Consider the following 17,054-nt stretch of genomic DNA (forward strand, 5'->3'; position numbering starts at 1 on the left):
TGGCAGAGCAGTGGGTCGAGGAGTGGACGGCGACCAGCCCGGGGGCCGTTCGGTCGGTGGCTGTTGGCATCGACGACGGAATGCCGATTGTGGTTTACGGCAGCCGTGACGGCTTCATCCGCCGCTGGGGAGGGTACACCGCAAACGCGGTTGGGGACCTTGCCACCAATCACGAAGGTCCCGTGTGGTCAGTGGCGATTGGAACCGACAACGCCGGAAGGGCACTCATCGTTTCGGGTGGTGACGATGGCACCATCCGTCGCTGGACCGCCTCTACCGGCAAGGCACTTGGTGAGCCCATCCAGTCTGAACAGGGCTCGGTGTGGTCAGTGGCGATCGCAGCCATTGACAATGGGCAACTTCAGATTGTTTCCGCTGGAGACGACGGCACGATTCGTTGCTGGGACGCAACCACCGGCGAAAGCCTTGGGGAGCCCCTGAGCGGTCACCAAGGTTCTGCCCTTTCCGTGGCGATCAGCGTCGACGTCGCAGGCAAAGCCCTCATCGCCTCTTCGGGAACCGATGGAACAATACGCCGGTGGGACGCTAGCACTGGGATGCCCGTGGGCGATCCGTTGATGGGCCACCAGGGCTCAGTGTTATCAGTGGCCATAGGGACCGGCGCCGACGCCGCGCCCCTCATTATCTCCGGCGGGGATGACGGAACCATTCGCCGCTGGGACGCCACCACCGGCCGACCTGTAGGCGACCCCATCACCGGCCACCGTGGCGCAGTGCGTTCAGTTGCCCTCGGCTTCGATGCCAATGGCCGCGCACTCATTCTGTCGGGCGGCGAGGACGGTGCCACCCGGCGGTGGGACCTTAGCGGCGGGGGACCCGTCGGCAGCGCGCTTGGTGATGGCGAAGGCGCAGTGCGTTCCGTGGCCGCGGGCCAGGACGTCACCGGCGTCTATTACATCGTTTCGGGTGGCGATGAAGTCATGCGCCGCTGGAACGCCACCACCGGCAAACCCATCGGTGACGCTCTCACCGGCCACCGCGGTGCAGTGCGCTCGGTCGCGCTCTGCGCTGAAGCTAACAGTCGTATCCTGATCGTGTCGGGAGGCGCTGATGGCACCGTCCGCCGCTGGGACGCCTCCACCGGCCGACCCATCGGGGCCCCCCTCACGGGGCACCGAGGCTGGGTGCGCTCGATCGCGATCGGCGCTGACGCCAAGAGTCGCACCATGATCGTCTCTGGAGGCGAGGACGGCAGCGTCCGCCGCTGGGACGCCACCACCGGCCAGCCCATCGGCCAGGCTATCACCGGCCACGAAGGCATGGTCATGTCGGTGACACTCGGCGCCGATGTCAACAGTCGTACCGTGATCGTGTCTGGAGGCGCTGACGCCACCATCCGCCGATGGGACGCCACCACCGGCCAGCCCATCGGCCAGGCCATCACGACCCATCAAGGCATGGTCATGTCGTTGGCGCTCGGCGCCGACGCCAGCAGTCGTACCGTCATCGTCTCTGGAGGCGAAGACGCCACCATCCGCCGCTGGGACGCCACCACCGGCCAACCCATCGGCCAGGCCATCAAAGGGCATCACGACTCGGTGGTGTCGTTGGCGGTCGGCGCCGACGCCAACAGTCGTACTGTCATCGTCTCAGGAGGCGACGACGCCACCATCCGCCGCTGGGACGCCACCACCGGCCAGCCCATCGGCCAGGCCATCACGGGCCATCGAGATTCGGTCGTGTCGGTGGCGCTCGGCGCCGACCGCGCCGGCCGCCCCTACATCGCCTCTGGAGGTGACGACGCCACCATCCGCCGCTGGGACGCCACCACAGGCCAACCCATCGGCCAGGCAATCACGAGTCACCGCGGCCCGGTTCTTTCGATCGCCATAGGCACCGACCGCACCAGAGGCAAGTCAGCTGTTTCAGGGGGGCAAGACGGCACTATTCGCCATTGGATTCTGGTCGATGATGGCTCGGAGCCGTTGGCCGACCCTCAATCGGAAACGGGCGCATTGAGTGGTGAGAACACAGGGGCTGAGGACGCCTTGAGCCGTGACATTCTCGTGCAGCACCTGATCGCCAGCTCCGATCGTCTGTTGGACACCGAGTCGACGACCCGGGGCACGATCGTGGTCCAGCTTGACGGACCCTGGGGCAGCGGCAAAACGGTGCTGACCCGCCTACTCCGGGAAAAGCTGAGCGAAGGAGGCCAGCCCAGCGACGTGCTCAAAGGCAGCGCTCTGCGCCACCCGATCGTCGTGGAGTTCGACGCTTGGCGCGAGAGCGGCGTCAAGCCGCCCTGGTGGGCGCTGGCGGTAGGGCTACATCGTGCGGTCCAGCGATCGCGGAGCTGGCCAGCCCGGGCCGCTCTCAACCTGACTTGGGCTGCCCAACGCATCGCGCGATCCCCCGCGCTCATCTGGACTGCCCTCGCCGTAGTCGTGGTCCTCTTGATCGGGTTGCTGTGGCCGACCCAGATGAAGTCCATGAGCGAACTGCTGGCGCCCATCGGCGGCGTAGCAGTGGCAGCCCTGGCTTTGAGCCGCGTCCTCTTCTGGTCTGCGCCCGTCTTCGGGCAACTCCAGCACCGCACGGACGACAACCCGAACGAAGAAGTGCGCGCCATGCTGACCCAGTTGCGCGCCTGGACCCCCCGCTACAACACCTCCCGACGATGGGAGTGGACGGCAGCCTTCGGGCTGGCCCTGCTGATGATGCAAGTCGGCCTAGCACTGTGGCCCGACACTCCCATCCCGCCGCAGCAGCAGCCACTGTTCACAGTGCTCCTGCTCACGATCGCCGCCGTACTGGGCCTCACCACGCTGTTCACCGCACCGCCACCGGCCACCTCCGTCGGCCAGACCAATCCCTCCGCACATCGCCCGATCATTCTCATCGTGGACAACCTCGATCGCTGCTCGACCGAGGCGACCGTCGCGTTCCTCGAGACGATCCAGGTCTTGATTCGCCAGGCGGACGGAGGCGACGACCAGCAACCGATCGCGCCGCTCGTGGTTGTCGTTCCTGCGGACAGCCAGTGGGTGCGCACCGCGTTCTCAACGAGTTTCAAGGACTTCTCTGGGCTGGGCAACGACGCGAAAACGCTCGGGGCCGACTTCCTGCAGAAGCTGTTCGAACACACCGTCCTCGTCCCCGAACTCAACCCTCAGCAGGTGGCGACCTTCACCCGGCACGTCACCGGGCTGGGCACCCAACCGCCCAACCTGGCACCCCAAGCGGCCCCTGTTCCCGGACATCGGGCCATGTCACGCGACGACGAAACCGTCGACGCCACCGGCGTGCAGGTTGACACCGATCCCATGCCCTCGACCCCCCAACAAGCGATCGCCTCAGCCGACGCGCTCGTCGAGGAGATCAAGAGCGCCCCACTCTCACGATTGGACGACCTTGCCCGTGACAACCGGGTGACGACCCTCTCAACGGACGACCGCAACCGCGTGCTAGGCATGGTGGTCAACCGTCAGGCCGAGCCCGCTGCCCAACATGCCAAGGAGCATCTGCTGGAGCGCAACGTCGCGCTGCTCCCAGCCAACCCCCGGCTGATCAGGCGTATCGCCAACTACTGGACCATGCTGCAGGCCCTCAAGCTCTATCTGGCTCACGGCCTCGGTCAAGACGTCTTGATGCGCGCCGCCGTGGTCGCCATCCAGTTCCCCACCCTCGCCGAGCTCGTGCTGCGCTCCACCTGGCTCACCACGATCGACGCGGCCACCAAGGACTCCGACAAGGACCCCCAAGACGTCAAGACCGCCCGTGCCCTCCTCAAGCGCCCCGACGTCCAAACAGCGCTGATAGGCCCGGACGGCCCCGTCACCTTGGTCCAGCTGGCCAGAGCCTACGGACGCTTCGTGCCGGACGCCCCAGCCACGACTGGCGCCCATCCAGACTCGTCCGCGCAACCGCCGCTGTCGGCGTCCGTCTAGTCGCTGAAGCGCAGCAGGTACCCGTCGGGATCCTGGACCACGAACGAGGTCATCGTGTAGCGCTGGTCGCCCTGGGTGAACTCGGAGAGCTCCATGGGCACATAGATCGGGTACTTCTCGGCACGCAACGCCTCGTAGACCGGCTTCGGGTCAGACGTCCGGACGTGGATCGCGACGCCGCGTCCGAAGGGAGTGCTCAGTTCGGCGACGACCATGGGGTCGTCCGGCCGGTACTGATTGAGGACGATCTGCCCGCCGCCCAGCTGGACGACCGCGAACCGCTCCGGCTCGGTGTGGTCCAGCTCGAAGCCGAAGAGGCGCGTGTAGACGTCCACGCTCCGCTCCAGGCTCGACACCACGAGGGCGGGCACGATGATGGCCCAGCTCTGTCCCTCTTTGATCAGTTGGTCGCCATCGCTCATGGGCTCAACATAGGACGCCGCGGCGTCCACCGTCAGATGTCGGCCGGATCTACCTGCTCCCCGCCGAAATCTGCACGTCTACCCCTCGGCAAGACCGTCGGCGCCTGCGACTACGCTCAGCGTCAGACCTCGGCGCCCGACGACGAGGCGTCCGCCCAGGGGGTCCGATGAACCAGCAGTCCTCCGCATTGCCCGGCCCCGGCGGCCCTCAGAAGCCGCCCGTCGCGTCCGCGGTGCCCGCGTCCGTTTCGGGGGCGGACGCCGTTGCGGCCGACGCTTCGGCGTCCGATTCCGCTCCTGCCCCGGTCGTGGACGCCGCCGCGATCGCCAGTCAGACCCGCAGTGTGCTCGAAGGCTTGCTCAGCAATCCCGGACGCGCGTTCAAGCTGGGCTTCTTCCTCGCCGTCGGGGTGCTCACGGCGTGGGCGCTGGCGTCCGCGCTGGGCAACCTGCGCAGCATCATCGTCACCTTGGTGGTCGCGTTGTTCGTCGCGCTGGGCCTGCAGCCCGTCATCGAATGGCTCGTGAAGCGCGGGCTGCCGCGGACGGCGTCCGCTGGGCTCGTGACGCTGGCCCTGTTCGCAGCGCTGATCCTCGGACTCTGGGCGATCGTCCCGCTGGTCATCGAGCAGGCGACCACGTTCGCCGACAACGCGCCTGCCTACGTCACCGAGCTGCAGAAGAACCCGGTGATCGCTCAGCTGGACAGCCAGTTCAAGATCCTCGACAGGGTCGGGCCCATGTTGGCCTCCGGTGACTGGATCTCCGGCGCCTTCGGCGGCTTCGCGGCGGCGGGACTGGCGGCGGCGAACTTCGCGGCGTCCACGGGCCTGACGACGGTGCTCATGCTGTTCTTCACCTTCTCGGCCCCGCAGATCAAGGACGCGATCTACGAACTCGCCCCGGCGTCCAAGCGGCCTCGGGTGCGCTACCTGGCCAGCGAGATCTTCAAGCGGATCGGCGACTACCTCCTGTCGATGCTGCTCGTGGTCTCGCTGTGGGGCGTCCTGACGTTCACCGTGCTGACCGTGATGGGGCTCGGCAAGTTCGCGGTGGCGCTGGCGCTGCTCACGATGGCGTTGACGGCGATCCCGGCGGTGGGGTCGTTCGTCGCCATCGCGCTGTGCGGCCTGATCGCCTTGTCGGCGTCGCCGACCGCGGCCCTCGTGGTCGCCGGCGTGATGCTCGTCTACCAGCAGCTGGATGCCTACCTCGTCCAGCCGCGGCTGTTCGCTAGGTCGCTGCAGGTGCCGCCGGCACTGGTCATCATGGGCGTCGCGTGCGGCATGGCGCTGATGGGGGTGCTCGGGGCACTGCTGGCGATCCCGACCGTGGCGTCGTTGTTGCTGCTGTACCGCGAGGTCCTGGTGCCCAAGCTGGACGCGAGCTGATGGCCGCCTCGGACGCCGTCCCCGACGAGGTCTCGGATGCCGTCGAGGCGGCGGTCGAGGTCGTGGCGGACGCCGCCGAGGACGTCGCAGCGCATCCGGTCGTCCAGCACGGAGCCCGGCTGGGGTACCTGGTCAGTGGGGTGTTGCACCTGATCATGGGCGTGTTGGCCGTGCGACTGGCGTCCGGCGATCACACGGCGTCACCGGATCAGTCGGGCGCGCTCGCCACCGTCGCCGGGACGCCGCTGGGCTGGGCGTTGCTGGGGCTGTGTGTCCTCGGGTTCGCCCTGCTCGGCCTCTGGCAGGTCGTCCAAGTGGCGCGTCGGCGTCCGATCGGAAGCCGCGGCAAGGCCGCGGCGAAGGCGGTCCTGTACCTGGCGTTGGCCGCCGGCGCGGTCGGCTTCATGCGGGGGACGCCGGCGTCCTCGGCCGCCCAGACCCGCGACATTACCGCGCTGCTGATGTCGTGGCCGCTCGGTGCGGCGCTGGTCGGAGTCGCAGGCCTGGTCGTGATCGGCGTCGGCGTCTTCCACGTGGTGAAGGGCGTCCAGAAACGGTTCGTGGCTGATCTGGTGGAGCGTCCCGGACGCCTCGTCGGCGTGCTGGCGATCGTCGGCTATGTGGCGAAGGGGCTGGCGCTGCTCGTCGTGGGCGGGCTGTTCCTCCGCGCCGCCTGGACGCACGACCCGAGCGGTTCCACCGGACTCGACGGCGCGCTGGCCGTGTTGCTGGGCGCCCCCTTCGGGCCAGCGCTGGTCGCCGGGATCGGGCTGGGCTTCGCGGCCTACGGGCTGTACTCGTTCGCGAGGGCGCGCTTCGCCCGGACATGAGGCGTCCGGCTCTCGCGGGGGCAGAGAGGTTCCAGGCGAGGCATTCAGATTGCGGCTCGGCTCCGAGGGGACGACGGCGCGCCTTCGCGGCGGCGCCCAATCGTCGCCCTTCGATGGTGTTAGATGACCAAAGTGACGACGGCAATCGAGCACCTGCGCGCCGCGTTCGCCGACCTCTTCGCGGACCGAGTCCCCGCCCGAACCTGGCGGCTTCCGGAGTTCCTCGCCTGCACGGTGATGCTGGTCGCCTCGACGGTTCCGATCATCTGGTTCTTGAGAAATCTCCACCTTGAGAACGAACTCGCGATGGTCACCACCACGATCAAGTCGGCGATCATCGTGAGCTTCCTGCTCGCGGCGCTGATCTGGCTGCTTCTCATGTCACCGACGCGACTCCGACTTCCCGGACCGGTCGTGGGTCTGCTCTTCATCGAGGTCGTGATCTTCACCGTGGCCTGGTACGCCTGGTACGTGCCGAAGTGGGGTCCATGGTCGGACAACGCCGACGCTCTCGAGAGAGGCGCGACGCAAATCCTGCGGCTCAGCGATCCCTACGCCGTCGTGACCAAGTTCGGCGGGACGTTGTCACCGATGCTCGGAGGCTTCCTGCTGGCGCTCCCCTTTGTGGTGCTGTTCGGCAACGTGTTCTTCCAGACCATCGTGTGGGTCCTCGGTGGCGCGATCGCCCTGCTCAAGTCCGTCGGCGTCCATGGCGCCTGTGCCGCGAGCATGATCTTCGGCCTCACACTCTGGACCCGCCTCGCCACCCCTTCTCAGAGCGACAACTGGATCACCGCCGCCGGGGTCGTGGCGACGGCTGGATGGGGCTACCTCGTCACCAGAAAGCACCCCGAGCGGCGCTGGCTCATCATCGCGGTGGGCGCCCTATACGGGTGTTGCCTCACCTACCGCTTCATCATGTGGCCTACCGTTTTGCCGCTGCTCGTCTTGTTCGTCAGGACTTTCAAGTGGCGGAGGACGCTGGTCTTTATGGTCCCGGCCGCCGTGGTGACCGTGGGCTTGACGCTGCTTCCGCTCGCGATCAATGCCAAGAACTACCTCAACGGCCCCGTCGCCATGGGCCTGATCAAGGCGACCCGCAGTAGCGTGCCCTTCTCGGGGGTGATCGTGTCGACCATCACGATCGCCACCTTCGCGTTGGCGAGCGCCAGGGTGCGGAGCCTTTCCGGCGTGTGGGGGGCTTCTGCTTTGGGGATGGCCGCCATGCTACTGAGCGTGGCTGCCACGAAGTACGAGCTGGGATTCACCACGGCGGTATCGACCTACGACACCGTGGCCTTCACCGGCACCTGGCTGGTCTTCGGAGCGGTCTCGCTCGCTCTGCCCACGGCCCGGGACATTGCCAATCATCAGAGCGCACGGCGTGCCGCTGGTCTCCGGGGCAGGTAGTTCCAGGCGAGGGCGGCGCAGACGATGCCGTTGACGATCCCGACGGTGACGTCTGAGCCGTGGTGCATGCCCAGGTAGAGGCGCGAGAAGCCGAGGAAGGCGACGAACGCGAGCGATGCGCCGGCGATGATCGCCTTGGCGCGCTGCGGCAGGTGTTGGGTCAGCAGGATCAGGATCAGCAGCTGCGCCAGCGTCGCGCCGACGTGGCCGGACGGGAAGCTGGCGGTCGGCTGGGCGGCGTCCAGGTGCTCGACGGCGGGACGGTCCCGGTTGACGATGGTCGACGTCACCGCGTGCACGATGGCCTCGAGCGAGAGCGCCAGGCCGGGCAGCAGGGCGACCCACCAGCGGCGGGTGATCCAGGAGACGACCGCCATGAACAGGATGCAGCCGCCGATGTTGCCGGGCGCGCTGCCGATCGCAGACGCGCCGCGCGTGAGGGCGTCCATCAGGGGGGTGCGTCCGGACTGGAGCGCCTTGTTGACCGAGTCCTCCCAGCGCCAGCCGTCTCCGGGGTGGGTGATGATGAAGCCGATCACGAGGTTGACGGTGAGCAGGCCGAGCATCGGCAAGATGCCCCGGCTGCCGATCGCGCCGATGGCCCCGCGGACCGTCGGACGGTCGATCTCGTCGTAGCGGTGCAGCCAGCTCATGAGGCGTTCTTCCGCTGGACACGCACGGTCAGTGCCGCCGGCTCGATACGGGCTGCCAGGTGGGTGCGTTCACCGACGATGTCGCCGTCGATTTCGGACGCCACGGGCTTGGTGGTCCGGACCTCGAACCGCTCGCCCGTGAGGTGCTGCAGGCGTGCGTGGCCGCGGCGGTGTCGGGTCAGCACGTCGACGGCCCCCGCGGCCCAACCGAACAGGCCGTTCGGGGACAGCACGACGGCGTCCAGGTGGCCGTCGTCGACGGAGGCGTCCGGGAGGAGCGCGACGCCGCCGGTCAGCTCGCCGCAGTTGCCGACGACGATCATGCGGGCGTTCTGGCGGCGGAGGTGTCCGGTGGGTGCCGTGAGGGACGCCCGGAACCCGGGCTTGAGAAGGGCTTTCAGTCCGGACGCCACGTACGCCAGGACGCCGACGCGCGCCTTCAGCTTCTCGTCGGTGTCCATGGCTTCGGCGTCCAGGCCCATGCCGGTCATGACGAGGAAGACGTCCTCGGGGCCGCGGTCGAAGCTGACCATGCCGACGTCGATGCGCTTCTCGTCGCCGGTCAAGGCGACGTCGAGGGCCGAGGCGAGATCGTCGACGGGAAGTCCGAGGTTGCGGGCGAGCAGGTTGCCGGTGCCGCCGGGCAGCAGGCCAAGCGGGGTGTCGGTCTTCACCAAAGCGGACGCCACCGCGCGAACCGTCCCGTCGCCGCCGAGGGGGCAGACGAGCGTCGCGCCCTGGTCGACGGCCGCGCGGGCCTGACCGTGCCCAGGATCGTCGGCGGTGGTCTCGAACCAGGACGCCTCGTCCCAGCCGAGGCGGGAGGTGACCTCGGCCACGGACGCCTTCACGGCGTCCAGATCATCGAACTTCGTCGGGTTCACGACGATCGCAACACGATTCATGCGGACCCTCCCTTCGGTTGGTCCTCAACGTAGGACCCGAGCGCGCGTCCGGGGTAGCGAGGTCGCGGGTTCTGCATCCCGGCGCGGTTGAGGATGGGTGTTGACCCCTGCCAGGATCGCAACGCTTCGCTGCAGGGGGCTTTGGCGGGTCGTCGCGGTGCTACCTCCGCACGGCGATGTTGCCGGTCGAAGGCGGGCGGGAAGCGGGTCGTGATGCCCCAAAACGTGGGACCGAGCATCAATCGCCCACCCTGCGTGGCGGCAGGGTCAGACAGATTTCAGGCGCACGCCTTCGTCTTCTTCGCCCCGTAGGCGGCCTGCTCCTTGGTGAACCCCTCGCCCGACGACGACGAAAGCTGCCGCTGCAGCCCCGAGCACGAGAACGCAGAGTACTTGAGGTACGACTCCGCCGACCGCACCGCCTCCCCGTTCCAGTCCACGTTCAGCGAGTCCACCGCGGCGGTGGCGTCCGCGACGCTGTAGCCCTCCCCGGCCACCACCACGCAGCCGGCCACCACCGTCGTGCTGCTGGTCGCAGGCGCGGGGGACGGGAGACAGGCTGGCTAGTAAGGGATTCAAATTTTCGCGGCGTGATGCAGAAACCCCACCTGACTTTGCTTGTCAGACGGGGTTTCACTTCGGTGGAGCTAAGGGGATTCGAACCCCATCCCCTACTTCCTGCTCGATGCGGACATCTGCTCTTCTCACTCTGTGATGACAAGGCGTTTTACCGACGCCAGGCGACGTGCATCGAAGGCCACAGGTGGACAACCACGCCTATAAGGGGCCACTGTTATTGCACGTATATTGCACGTCGGCACTAAGGGGTAGCGATGACGGGCAGAACCAGGCGCAGTTTCGGAGCGATCCGGAAACTCCCGTCGAAGCGCTGGCAGGCCAGCTGCCTCGACCCGAACGGAGCCCGCTTCACCGCCCCGTCGACGTTCGCGACCAAGATGGACGCCGAGGGCTGGCTCATCTCACAGCGGCGCCTGATCGACGCCGGCGACTGGCGACCGCCTCAGCCTGTGAGCGCCGCTCCCCCGACGGTGCCGACCACCCTGGGCGACTGGGCAACCCAATGGTTGGCCGCCCGCGAGTTGCGCGAGACCACCCGCGATGGCTACGAGCGCCTGCTGACGAACCACATCATGCCGACCCTCGGCGACCTTCCCCTCGACGGGCTCACGAAGGCCCACTTCCGGACCTGGTACGCCCAACTCGACCCGAGCACCCCGCGTGCCAGATCGAAGGCGTATTCGCTATTGCGCTCGATCCTCAACGGCGCGATCGACGCCGAGCTGATCGCAGGACCGAACCCATGCCAGGTCCGCGGCGCCGGAGTCACCAGCCGCGCCCACAAGATCGAACCGCTCACCCCGGCCGAGTTGGACGTGCTCGTGGCCGCGATGCCCGAGCGTTTGCGTCTAGCCGTGCTGCTCGGCAGCTGGGGAGCCCTCCGTTACGGGGAGATCGCCGAACTACGCCGCAAGGACGTCGACGTCGAGCACGCGGTCATCAAAGTTCGACGCGGCGTCACCTGGACCAAAGGCGTCGCGACCGTCGGGCCACCCAAGACGGCCGCCGGCACCCGAGACGTGCACCTTCCCGCCTTCCTCAGGCCAACCACTTCAGGAGCACCTCGTGCGCCACGCCCAGAAGGGCGCGGACGGGCTGCTCTTCCCGAGCGCAACCGGACGCCACATCTGGGCCCCCACGTTCGCCAAGTCGTTCGCCGAGGCCCGCGAGGCCGCCGGCCGCCCGACGCTTCGCGTCCACGATCTCCGCCACAGCGGCGCTGTCTTAGCCGCGCAGACTGGCGCCACTCTCGCCGAGTTGATGTCGCGCCTCGGCCACACGACCCCGGCGATGGCGATGCGCTACCAACACGCGGCCGCCGGAGCCGACCAGCGCATCGCCGACGCCCTCGATCACCTGAGGGAATCCGATGGCCGTCGCGGCGAAGGCAGCCTCCTCGACCACATCTAAGAGACGGCGCAACCGCCATGTAGAAGGAACTAAGCCCTCGACAAGGATCCGTTGCGACTCCACCGAACACTCAAGACGGACCCGGCGACGAGTCTTGTCAGGCTACCCAGGCTCAATCACTGGCAACGCCTATGGTGGGACCGTGCAAGCTCCAAGCGAGACCCTGGCCTCGGAGGCGACCTCATTCCGCACCGATGAGCGTGAGCCACGCGCGGACCTCTACTGGCTGATCGATGCTGACAACTTCTTCTACCGAGATGACCAGGATGGAGCATGGGCCCGACACACACTGATCCGCCTTCTAAGGGACTGCACTTCCCTATTCGGAGACGTTTCGCGAGTCGCGATACGTCTGTACGGAGGTTGGCAGCAAGGCGGGCTGGCTACCACAGGCGCGAGCAAGATAAGGCAGACGATGGCCCTGGCCTTCCCATTTCCATTGGTCCTCGATGGGAAGATCATCCACGGAACCTGGGATTTGGCTCAGTCCCTGCTGTCCCATCCGCACATTCAATTCGGTGACACACTCCGCGAGCGTCAAGCCCCGCCGAGACTCAGATTAGCTAAAGCTCCTTGTCCCGATGGGTGTGCCGGGGCTGTCGACACGTGCCCTCCCCGACTACTCCAAAAAATGACCCGGGCGGGAAGCAAGGTGTGTCCAACCATTGGCTGCGAGGTGCGCACGGCCGAGATGTTTACAACTCGCGAGCAGAAACAAGTCGACACTCTTCTCACAGCCGACCTGCTGCAGCTGGCATCCTTGGCTCACCCCGCCATCGTTTGCCTTTCCGACGACACTGACTTCGTCCCTGGCCTAATCGCGTCATCGATACAAAGCGCACCAGTCGCATTCGCAAACCTTGAGCATCCGTACGATCAGGCGACAAGAGATTTACTTGCAAACCTTGGAGTCCGACAACTGAATATTGCTATTGATTCCGAGGAGATGGCATGAGACCCGAAGAGGTCCTGCTGGACCTGGCAGCATTTGCAGACGATGAAGATGAGGTCGCACTTGGCCCCGACGGCCACTTCATGATATTGCGTCAAGGTCGCGAGCTATCGGGCCAAATTCTCGAGGAAGGCGACGATATCTTCGTCCAAGTCGGCGAGGATCTACTGACCTACCGGCAGTTCCTGACCGTGAATCTCGGAAGGCTTGACGTCCTAGCCAATCGACTCCTTGCGCGAGCACCGGGCGTACCGCATTTTGTGGAGGGCCCCGCTCGGCTATTAAGACCCGCTTCGGATGTTGAATACGCAACTTCCGCCATGCACGCACTAGATAACGAGCTAAAACAAGGAAGTCCATTCATTACTAGGATTGTTTTCGTTACGGCCGACGCGGGCCTGGGCAAGACTGCGCTATTACGAGAACTACAAGCAAGAACGGCGAGCAAGTTCCTCGCGGGTCAGTCTCGATATCTATTGTGGCACTTGGATCTTCAAGGGAGACAGCTGCTGCGACTGAACGAGGCACTGATGGGTGACCTCGGAGACCTGCGCATGTTCGGCCTATGGATGCCTGGCCTAGTTCGACTGATGAGATCGCGAGCCCTTGTTGTTGCAATCGACGGTTTCGATGAACTGTCGGCTGAGCAGGGAAGTAACACGTCACTGGGTGCTCTCGCGAGCATTACAGCGCAGCTTGATGGCAAAGGAACAATAGTAGCTGCTGCCCGACGCACCTTCTTCGACGCAGACGACTATCTTCGACGCGCAAAAATGGTCCAGCGGTCTACGACGTCGCCCTGCGAATTCGTTGAAATGGGATTGATCCCCTGGGGGCGGCGTGAGTCTGTCGACCTCCTGGACAAGTACGCACTTGAAACTGGTGGGAGCACGCGATTCGACTCCCCGGTCGGAGAACCCGAGGATCCGGTCGGCCTATATGAGAGGATTTTGGAGGCTCTGGGTGGCGTTGAAGACCACCCTGTACTTACGAGGCCGTTCCTGCTGTCCCGAACAGCCAAGGCTGTCGTTGAACTTGGACTCTCTGTAGACGAGTTCTTGCGTCCTGGGCAAGACCAATTTGAGAGCATTGCCGCACTCGTGGACGCCTTCATTCAACGGGAGGTCGGAGAGAAGTGGAAGGATCGGGTATCCGGCGAACCATTCCTAACTGTTGAGCAGCATAGTGAACTCCTAGCCAATGTCGCCGAGGAAATGTACCAGAGCGCCACGGACAGGCTGCCCGTACCAGTCATTGACACGATCGCATCCATGCTTTTCGACACGTGGGGCATCCCGCAAGATTCGCGCCAGCAAGTCATTAATATGGTGCGGATGCACGTCTTGCTGATACGTCCCCCGGAGAGCACCGAAGACATGCGCTCTTTCGACCATCCTGAGTTCCGTGACTACTTCATTGCAGTAGCGCTGGCCGGGCGACTTCTCGAAGTGGCATTGGGACATGACCGGTCGGGTCTGGCACGCTTTCTTGCCGTTTCTCAACTCTCGGACTCGACGGCACGATACGTCGTTGGCATGCTGATGCTTGACGAAGCCAAGACGATAGAGCTACTAAAGGCCCTGCAATCGATCGTCGTTACTGAACTTAGGCCGACGTACCTTCAGTTGAATGTCGGGACCTTGTTACCCTTTGTTCTATCAATGCGTCACACGGCAACGTGGACCTTCGACGCACCTGCGATCAGTTCGAGCATTTCATGGGAGGGTTCGAACCTGGCACACACAATTCTGCACAGAGTGGCGTTTGTCAACGTGAGTCTCGATAATGTTACGTGGGATGATGTGCAGTTACGCGACTGCCAATTGGGCGACCTTCAGATTGGCTCCCACTCGCAGTTTTCGCGGGTTACCTTGCATGGATGCTCGGTAGATTCAGTGAGGGTCGGGGGCCAAGATTCGATGAGGGAATTTTCTCCGGACCGCATTCGCGCCGCATTGGAGTCAGTCGGAATATTCCGCGTCGAGGACTCGGAGCCGCGCTTGACAGACTTCGAGGATCATCTGGAGTCGGTCTCAGCTGCTCGTGCTCTCTTCTCCATGTTCAAGCGCTCGACGGTTGTTCGCGAGACTCAGATCAAGTTGAAACTCAAGGGAAGCTCCGACTCATTGATCGGTGAAATTGTCGAGGCGGCAGTTGCAAACTCCATCATCGAGTCACGTACTTGGAGGGGGGCCGGCCAGGATCGAATTTGGCAGATTACCGCAAGGTTAGATGATGTTCTCCGCGCCGAGAGTGGGGCTGGGCTACCCAACCTAGTGAAGTTTTGGAAGGATATTCGCCACATCTGACTCGGTCGCGTAGGTAGTGAGTGGCTGCCCGGTCGCGTCGCGTCCAACGCGGGGCCACGTGCGACCTGACTTGGCTCAATTAGTGCGGTCGTAGATGGCGTCGAGGACGGCGCGGATGCCGTCGGGCAGTGGGTCCTCGGCGGTCACGGTTTCGTTGCCGGCCTTGATCTGGACGGTGCGGTAGCGGCGTAGCGCCTTGACCAGCTTTCTGGCTATTCGCACTTGGCCGTGGTGCCTTGGCTGGTCAAGCGGTGTTGCCGCGCCCGGTGGGCGCTGCGGAGCAGGATGCGGGCTTGGTAGTGGGCGTTGTTGCGGTAGCCGCGCCCGGTCCGCTTGATGTGCTTGATGGCAGTGTTCGCGGCCTCGGTCCGCGCGTTCGTCGCGCCGGTGGCGATGGTCACCTCGATGGCGGGCCACCAAGAGGTGATGGTCGCGGCGAATCGGTCGGTCTCGTCGGTGTCCGCGATCGCCACCCAGGCGTCGAAGCGGGCCTTCGCGGCACGGGCGGCCTCGATGGTGGGGCTGGCCAGGATCAGCCGGAGGGCTTCCTTGACGCCCCAGGCGGCGCCTAGTTCACCGGTTGGGTCGTCGGTGGCGAGCACGGCTTGGAGTCGGTCGCGGCCACGCGCCGACAGGGTGTTGTAGCCGCGTAGCAGCAGCATCCGGTGTGCCCAGGCCGGGTCGATCTTGCGTCCTCGTCGTTGGTGGAGGTCGTGGGCGAGGCGTTGCCGGACCCGGGTGAGGCAGAGGTTGCCGAGTTGGACCAGGTGGAACGGGTCGACTGCAATCTTCGCGTTCGGGAGGCAGCCGACGATCGCCTTGCGGAACGCTGCCGAGGGGTCGATTGCCACCACACTGATCCGGTCCCCCACGCCCGGCTACGACCTGACAGCCAGACCTCGACTGCTGTGCTGTCGCGGCCGTCGACGATGCCGAGGACCTGCCCGCTGCGGGTGTTCACGATCGTGGTCATCCACGGCTCGACCCGCGTCCAGGAGCCGGTATCGACATTCCGGTACCAGCGCACCCTTCGGTAGCGGTGCTCATCGACCCCGAGCTGGGTGACGTGCAAAGCGTCGATATCGGGCAGTGTGTCGATCGCCATGTTGATCGTCTTCTGGGCGGTCCACCAGGCGACCCCGTGGCTCCGCGCGACCTGGTCGACAGGTTGGCCAAGGTCGATCACCGAGGTCAACAAGGCTTGCCGTAGCCGGCTCGTGCACCGGGCCCGTGACGGCAACTCTGCCGTGGCTTGGGTGAACGTCCGGCGCGAGCACGCTCGCTCGGCGCACACCAACCGCGGCTTGACCACGACGAGCTCGATACCGCCGGCCTGCGGGATGTCCTTCACCCGTTGCCGGGACCAGGCATGGACCCGCTCGGACACGACTCCGCAGTCAGGACAGCCGTCCGCGACGGTGTTGGCCTGCACGATCACGCGACGGCCACCCGAGGGCAGGTCGATCGCGTCGATCACGTGGTAGTCGGGCAGGTTGAAAAACACGCTCGCAGCGTCACGCAGCGAACACGTAGGCTCGATCACAGCTCGTGGTCCTTGTCCGGGAGGATGCTTCGCAACACCCATCCCAGCGCAAGGCCACGAGCCCTTGCATCAACGACCCACCACGCTCAACTACGAGTAGCCCGTTTAGTTGAGCAAATTGAGGTAGCGACGACGGGCCTTCATCGCGTGGATGATGAGTTCGTTGCCGCTGTCGAAGCACAAGACCATCAGTTCAAGCAGACGACCCTGAGTGTCGAAGCCGAGCCGGAACTGCTTGGCTGGAACGTCGTCGTCAGGTTCGCTCACGTACACACATTCGGTGGCGGCCCGTAGCGCATCCTCTGGGGCGATCCCGTGCTTCAGAGCTGAAGGATGCACCTTCATGCCACGTAGGCGCGGATGGCGGCTCGAATCACATCCGAACGGCTGACCCGCTCTTGATCGGCGCGATCGTCCAGCGCCGCCAACAGACTGTCGTCCAGCCGGATCGGCACGACCCTAGCCGGGCCGTCGCCCTTGGGTTTCCGTCCGCGCTTCCGAAGTTGGGCGACGTTGTATCCCTGCTCGGCCTCGTCTGCCCACTCTTGGATCTGTTCGTCGGTGATCGGCTTCCCGTTGATCGTCTCCATGGACAAAAGCGTAATACGGAATGGCTGCGAGTCCAAGGGCGCTGCCCGAGAGGAGGCCCCAGGGGCGGTCAACTGCCGAAGCGTTGCTGCGCCGCCTGCCGTGTCACACCCAGGGCGGCGCCGATGATCGTCCACGAGTCGCCGGCGTCACG

At 65.4% G+C, this 17,054-nt stretch carries 14 protein-coding genes and 2 pseudogenes; 7 read left to right on the forward strand and 9 right to left on the reverse strand.

Going from position 1 to position 17,054, the window contains the following annotated elements; translation table 11 throughout:
- The first annotated feature begins 56 nt into the window (after nucleotides 1–56).
- Nucleotides 57–3,908, forward strand: coding sequence for a P-loop NTPase fold protein (locus FN821_RS06540; protein ID WP_131171910.1), 3,852 nt, complete (start codon nucleotides 57–59; stop codon nucleotides 3,906–3,908).
- On the opposite strand, the gene FN821_RS06545 is transcribed toward FN821_RS06540, so the two are convergent.
- The gene (locus FN821_RS06545) at nucleotides 3,905–4,330 is read right to left on the reverse strand and encodes a VOC family protein (RefSeq protein ID WP_131171911.1); all 426 of its coding nucleotides are present in this window, start codon (nucleotides 4,328–4,330) and stop codon (nucleotides 3,905–3,907) included. The two genes, FN821_RS06540 and FN821_RS06545, sit on opposite strands and share 4 nt — an antisense overlap.
- 167 nt (nucleotides 4,331–4,497) lie before the next feature.
- Here FN821_RS06545 and FN821_RS06550 point away from each other — a divergent pair, with 167 nt between their 5' ends.
- The 3 genes from FN821_RS06550 to FN821_RS06560 all read left to right on the forward strand — a co-directional run bounded on the left by FN821_RS06550 (nucleotide 4,498) and on the right by FN821_RS06560 (nucleotide 7,961).
- Nucleotides 4,498–5,721, forward strand: a complete 1,224-nt coding sequence (locus FN821_RS06550; RefSeq protein ID WP_131171912.1) for an AI-2E family transporter — start codon at nucleotides 4,498–4,500, stop codon at nucleotides 5,719–5,721.
- Nucleotides 5,721–6,551: a DUF1206 domain-containing protein gene (locus FN821_RS06555; protein WP_131171913.1), complete on the forward strand. Its 831-nt coding sequence runs from the start codon at nucleotides 5,721–5,723 to the stop codon at nucleotides 6,549–6,551. Before FN821_RS06550 ends, FN821_RS06555 begins: the two co-directional genes overlap by 1 nt.
- A gap of 123 nt (nucleotides 6,552–6,674) precedes the next feature.
- Nucleotides 6,675–7,961, forward strand: a complete 1,287-nt coding sequence (locus FN821_RS06560; RefSeq protein WP_142640442.1) for a hypothetical protein — start codon at nucleotides 6,675–6,677, stop codon at nucleotides 7,959–7,961.
- On the opposite strand, the gene FN821_RS06565 is transcribed toward FN821_RS06560, so the two are convergent.
- The 3 genes from FN821_RS06565 to FN821_RS06575 all read right to left on the reverse strand — a co-directional run bounded on the left by FN821_RS06565 (nucleotide 7,922) and on the right by FN821_RS06575 (nucleotide 10,034).
- Nucleotides 7,922–8,614, reverse strand: coding sequence for a phosphatase PAP2 family protein (locus FN821_RS06565; protein ID WP_131171915.1), 693 nt, complete (start codon nucleotides 8,612–8,614; stop codon nucleotides 7,922–7,924). The two genes, FN821_RS06560 and FN821_RS06565, sit on opposite strands and share 40 nt — an antisense overlap.
- On the reverse strand, nucleotides 8,611–9,519 hold the full coding sequence (locus FN821_RS06570; protein WP_131171916.1) for a diacylglycerol/lipid kinase family protein: 909 nt from the start codon (nucleotides 9,517–9,519) through the stop codon (nucleotides 8,611–8,613). Before FN821_RS06570 ends, FN821_RS06565 begins: the two co-directional genes overlap by 4 nt.
- Nucleotides 9,520–9,797: 278 nt before the next feature.
- Nucleotides 9,798–10,034: an Ltp family lipoprotein gene (locus tag FN821_RS06575; protein ID WP_206662030.1), complete on the reverse strand. Its 237-nt coding sequence runs from the start codon at nucleotides 10,032–10,034 to the stop codon at nucleotides 9,798–9,800.
- Nucleotides 10,035–10,352: 318 nt separating this feature from the next.
- Here FN821_RS06575 and FN821_RS15025 point away from each other — a divergent pair.
- From FN821_RS15025 to FN821_RS06585, 3 genes and pseudogenes are all read left to right on the forward strand, one after another.
- Nucleotides 10,353–10,727 (forward strand): annotated as a pseudogene (locus FN821_RS15025) (tyrosine-type recombinase/integrase); the annotation flags it as partial.
- 436 nt (nucleotides 10,728–11,163) lie between these two features.
- A complete protein-coding gene (locus FN821_RS14465; protein WP_206662031.1) occupies nucleotides 11,164–11,508 on the forward strand; it encodes a tyrosine-type recombinase/integrase in 345 nt (114 codons plus the stop codon).
- 951 nt (nucleotides 11,509–12,459) lie between these two features.
- A complete protein-coding gene (locus FN821_RS06585; protein ID WP_131171918.1) occupies nucleotides 12,460–14,769 on the forward strand; it encodes an NACHT domain-containing protein in 2,310 nt (769 codons plus the stop codon).
- 75 nt (nucleotides 14,770–14,844) lie between these two features.
- Here the strand turns inward: FN821_RS06585 and FN821_RS14220 are convergent, their stop codons facing one another.
- From FN821_RS14220 to FN821_RS06600, 5 genes and pseudogenes are all read right to left on the reverse strand, one after another.
- Nucleotides 14,845–14,991 carry a hypothetical protein gene (locus FN821_RS14220; protein WP_165489280.1) on the reverse strand — a complete coding sequence of 49 codons (147 nt, stop codon included), beginning with the start codon at nucleotides 14,989–14,991 and terminating at the stop codon, nucleotides 14,845–14,847.
- Nucleotides 14,982–15,620: a transposase gene (locus FN821_RS14650; protein ID WP_241660151.1), complete on the reverse strand. Its 639-nt coding sequence runs from the start codon at nucleotides 15,618–15,620 to the stop codon at nucleotides 14,982–14,984. Before FN821_RS14650 ends, FN821_RS14220 begins: the two co-directional genes overlap by 10 nt.
- Nucleotides 15,621–16,111: 491 nt before the next feature.
- Nucleotides 16,112–16,354: pseudogene (locus FN821_RS14655) on the reverse strand (hypothetical protein); the annotation flags it as partial.
- Between the two features lie 63 nt (nucleotides 16,355–16,417).
- Nucleotides 16,418–16,657 (reverse strand): toxin, encoded by a 240-nt coding sequence (locus FN821_RS06595; RefSeq protein WP_131171919.1) that lies wholly within the window; start codon nucleotides 16,655–16,657, stop codon nucleotides 16,418–16,420.
- Nucleotides 16,654–16,902 carry a ribbon-helix-helix domain-containing protein gene (locus FN821_RS06600; protein ID WP_180319746.1) on the reverse strand — a complete coding sequence of 83 codons (249 nt, stop codon included), beginning with the start codon at nucleotides 16,900–16,902 and terminating at the stop codon, nucleotides 16,654–16,656. The genes FN821_RS06595 and FN821_RS06600 overlap by 4 nt, the downstream gene beginning before the upstream one ends.
- Nucleotides 16,903–17,054 lie beyond the last annotated feature (152 nt).

Origin of the sequence: Propioniciclava tarda (assembly GCF_900182665.1) — a bacterium.
Classification (GTDB): Bacteria; Actinomycetota; Actinomycetes; order Propionibacteriales; family Propionibacteriaceae; genus Propioniciclava; species Propioniciclava tarda.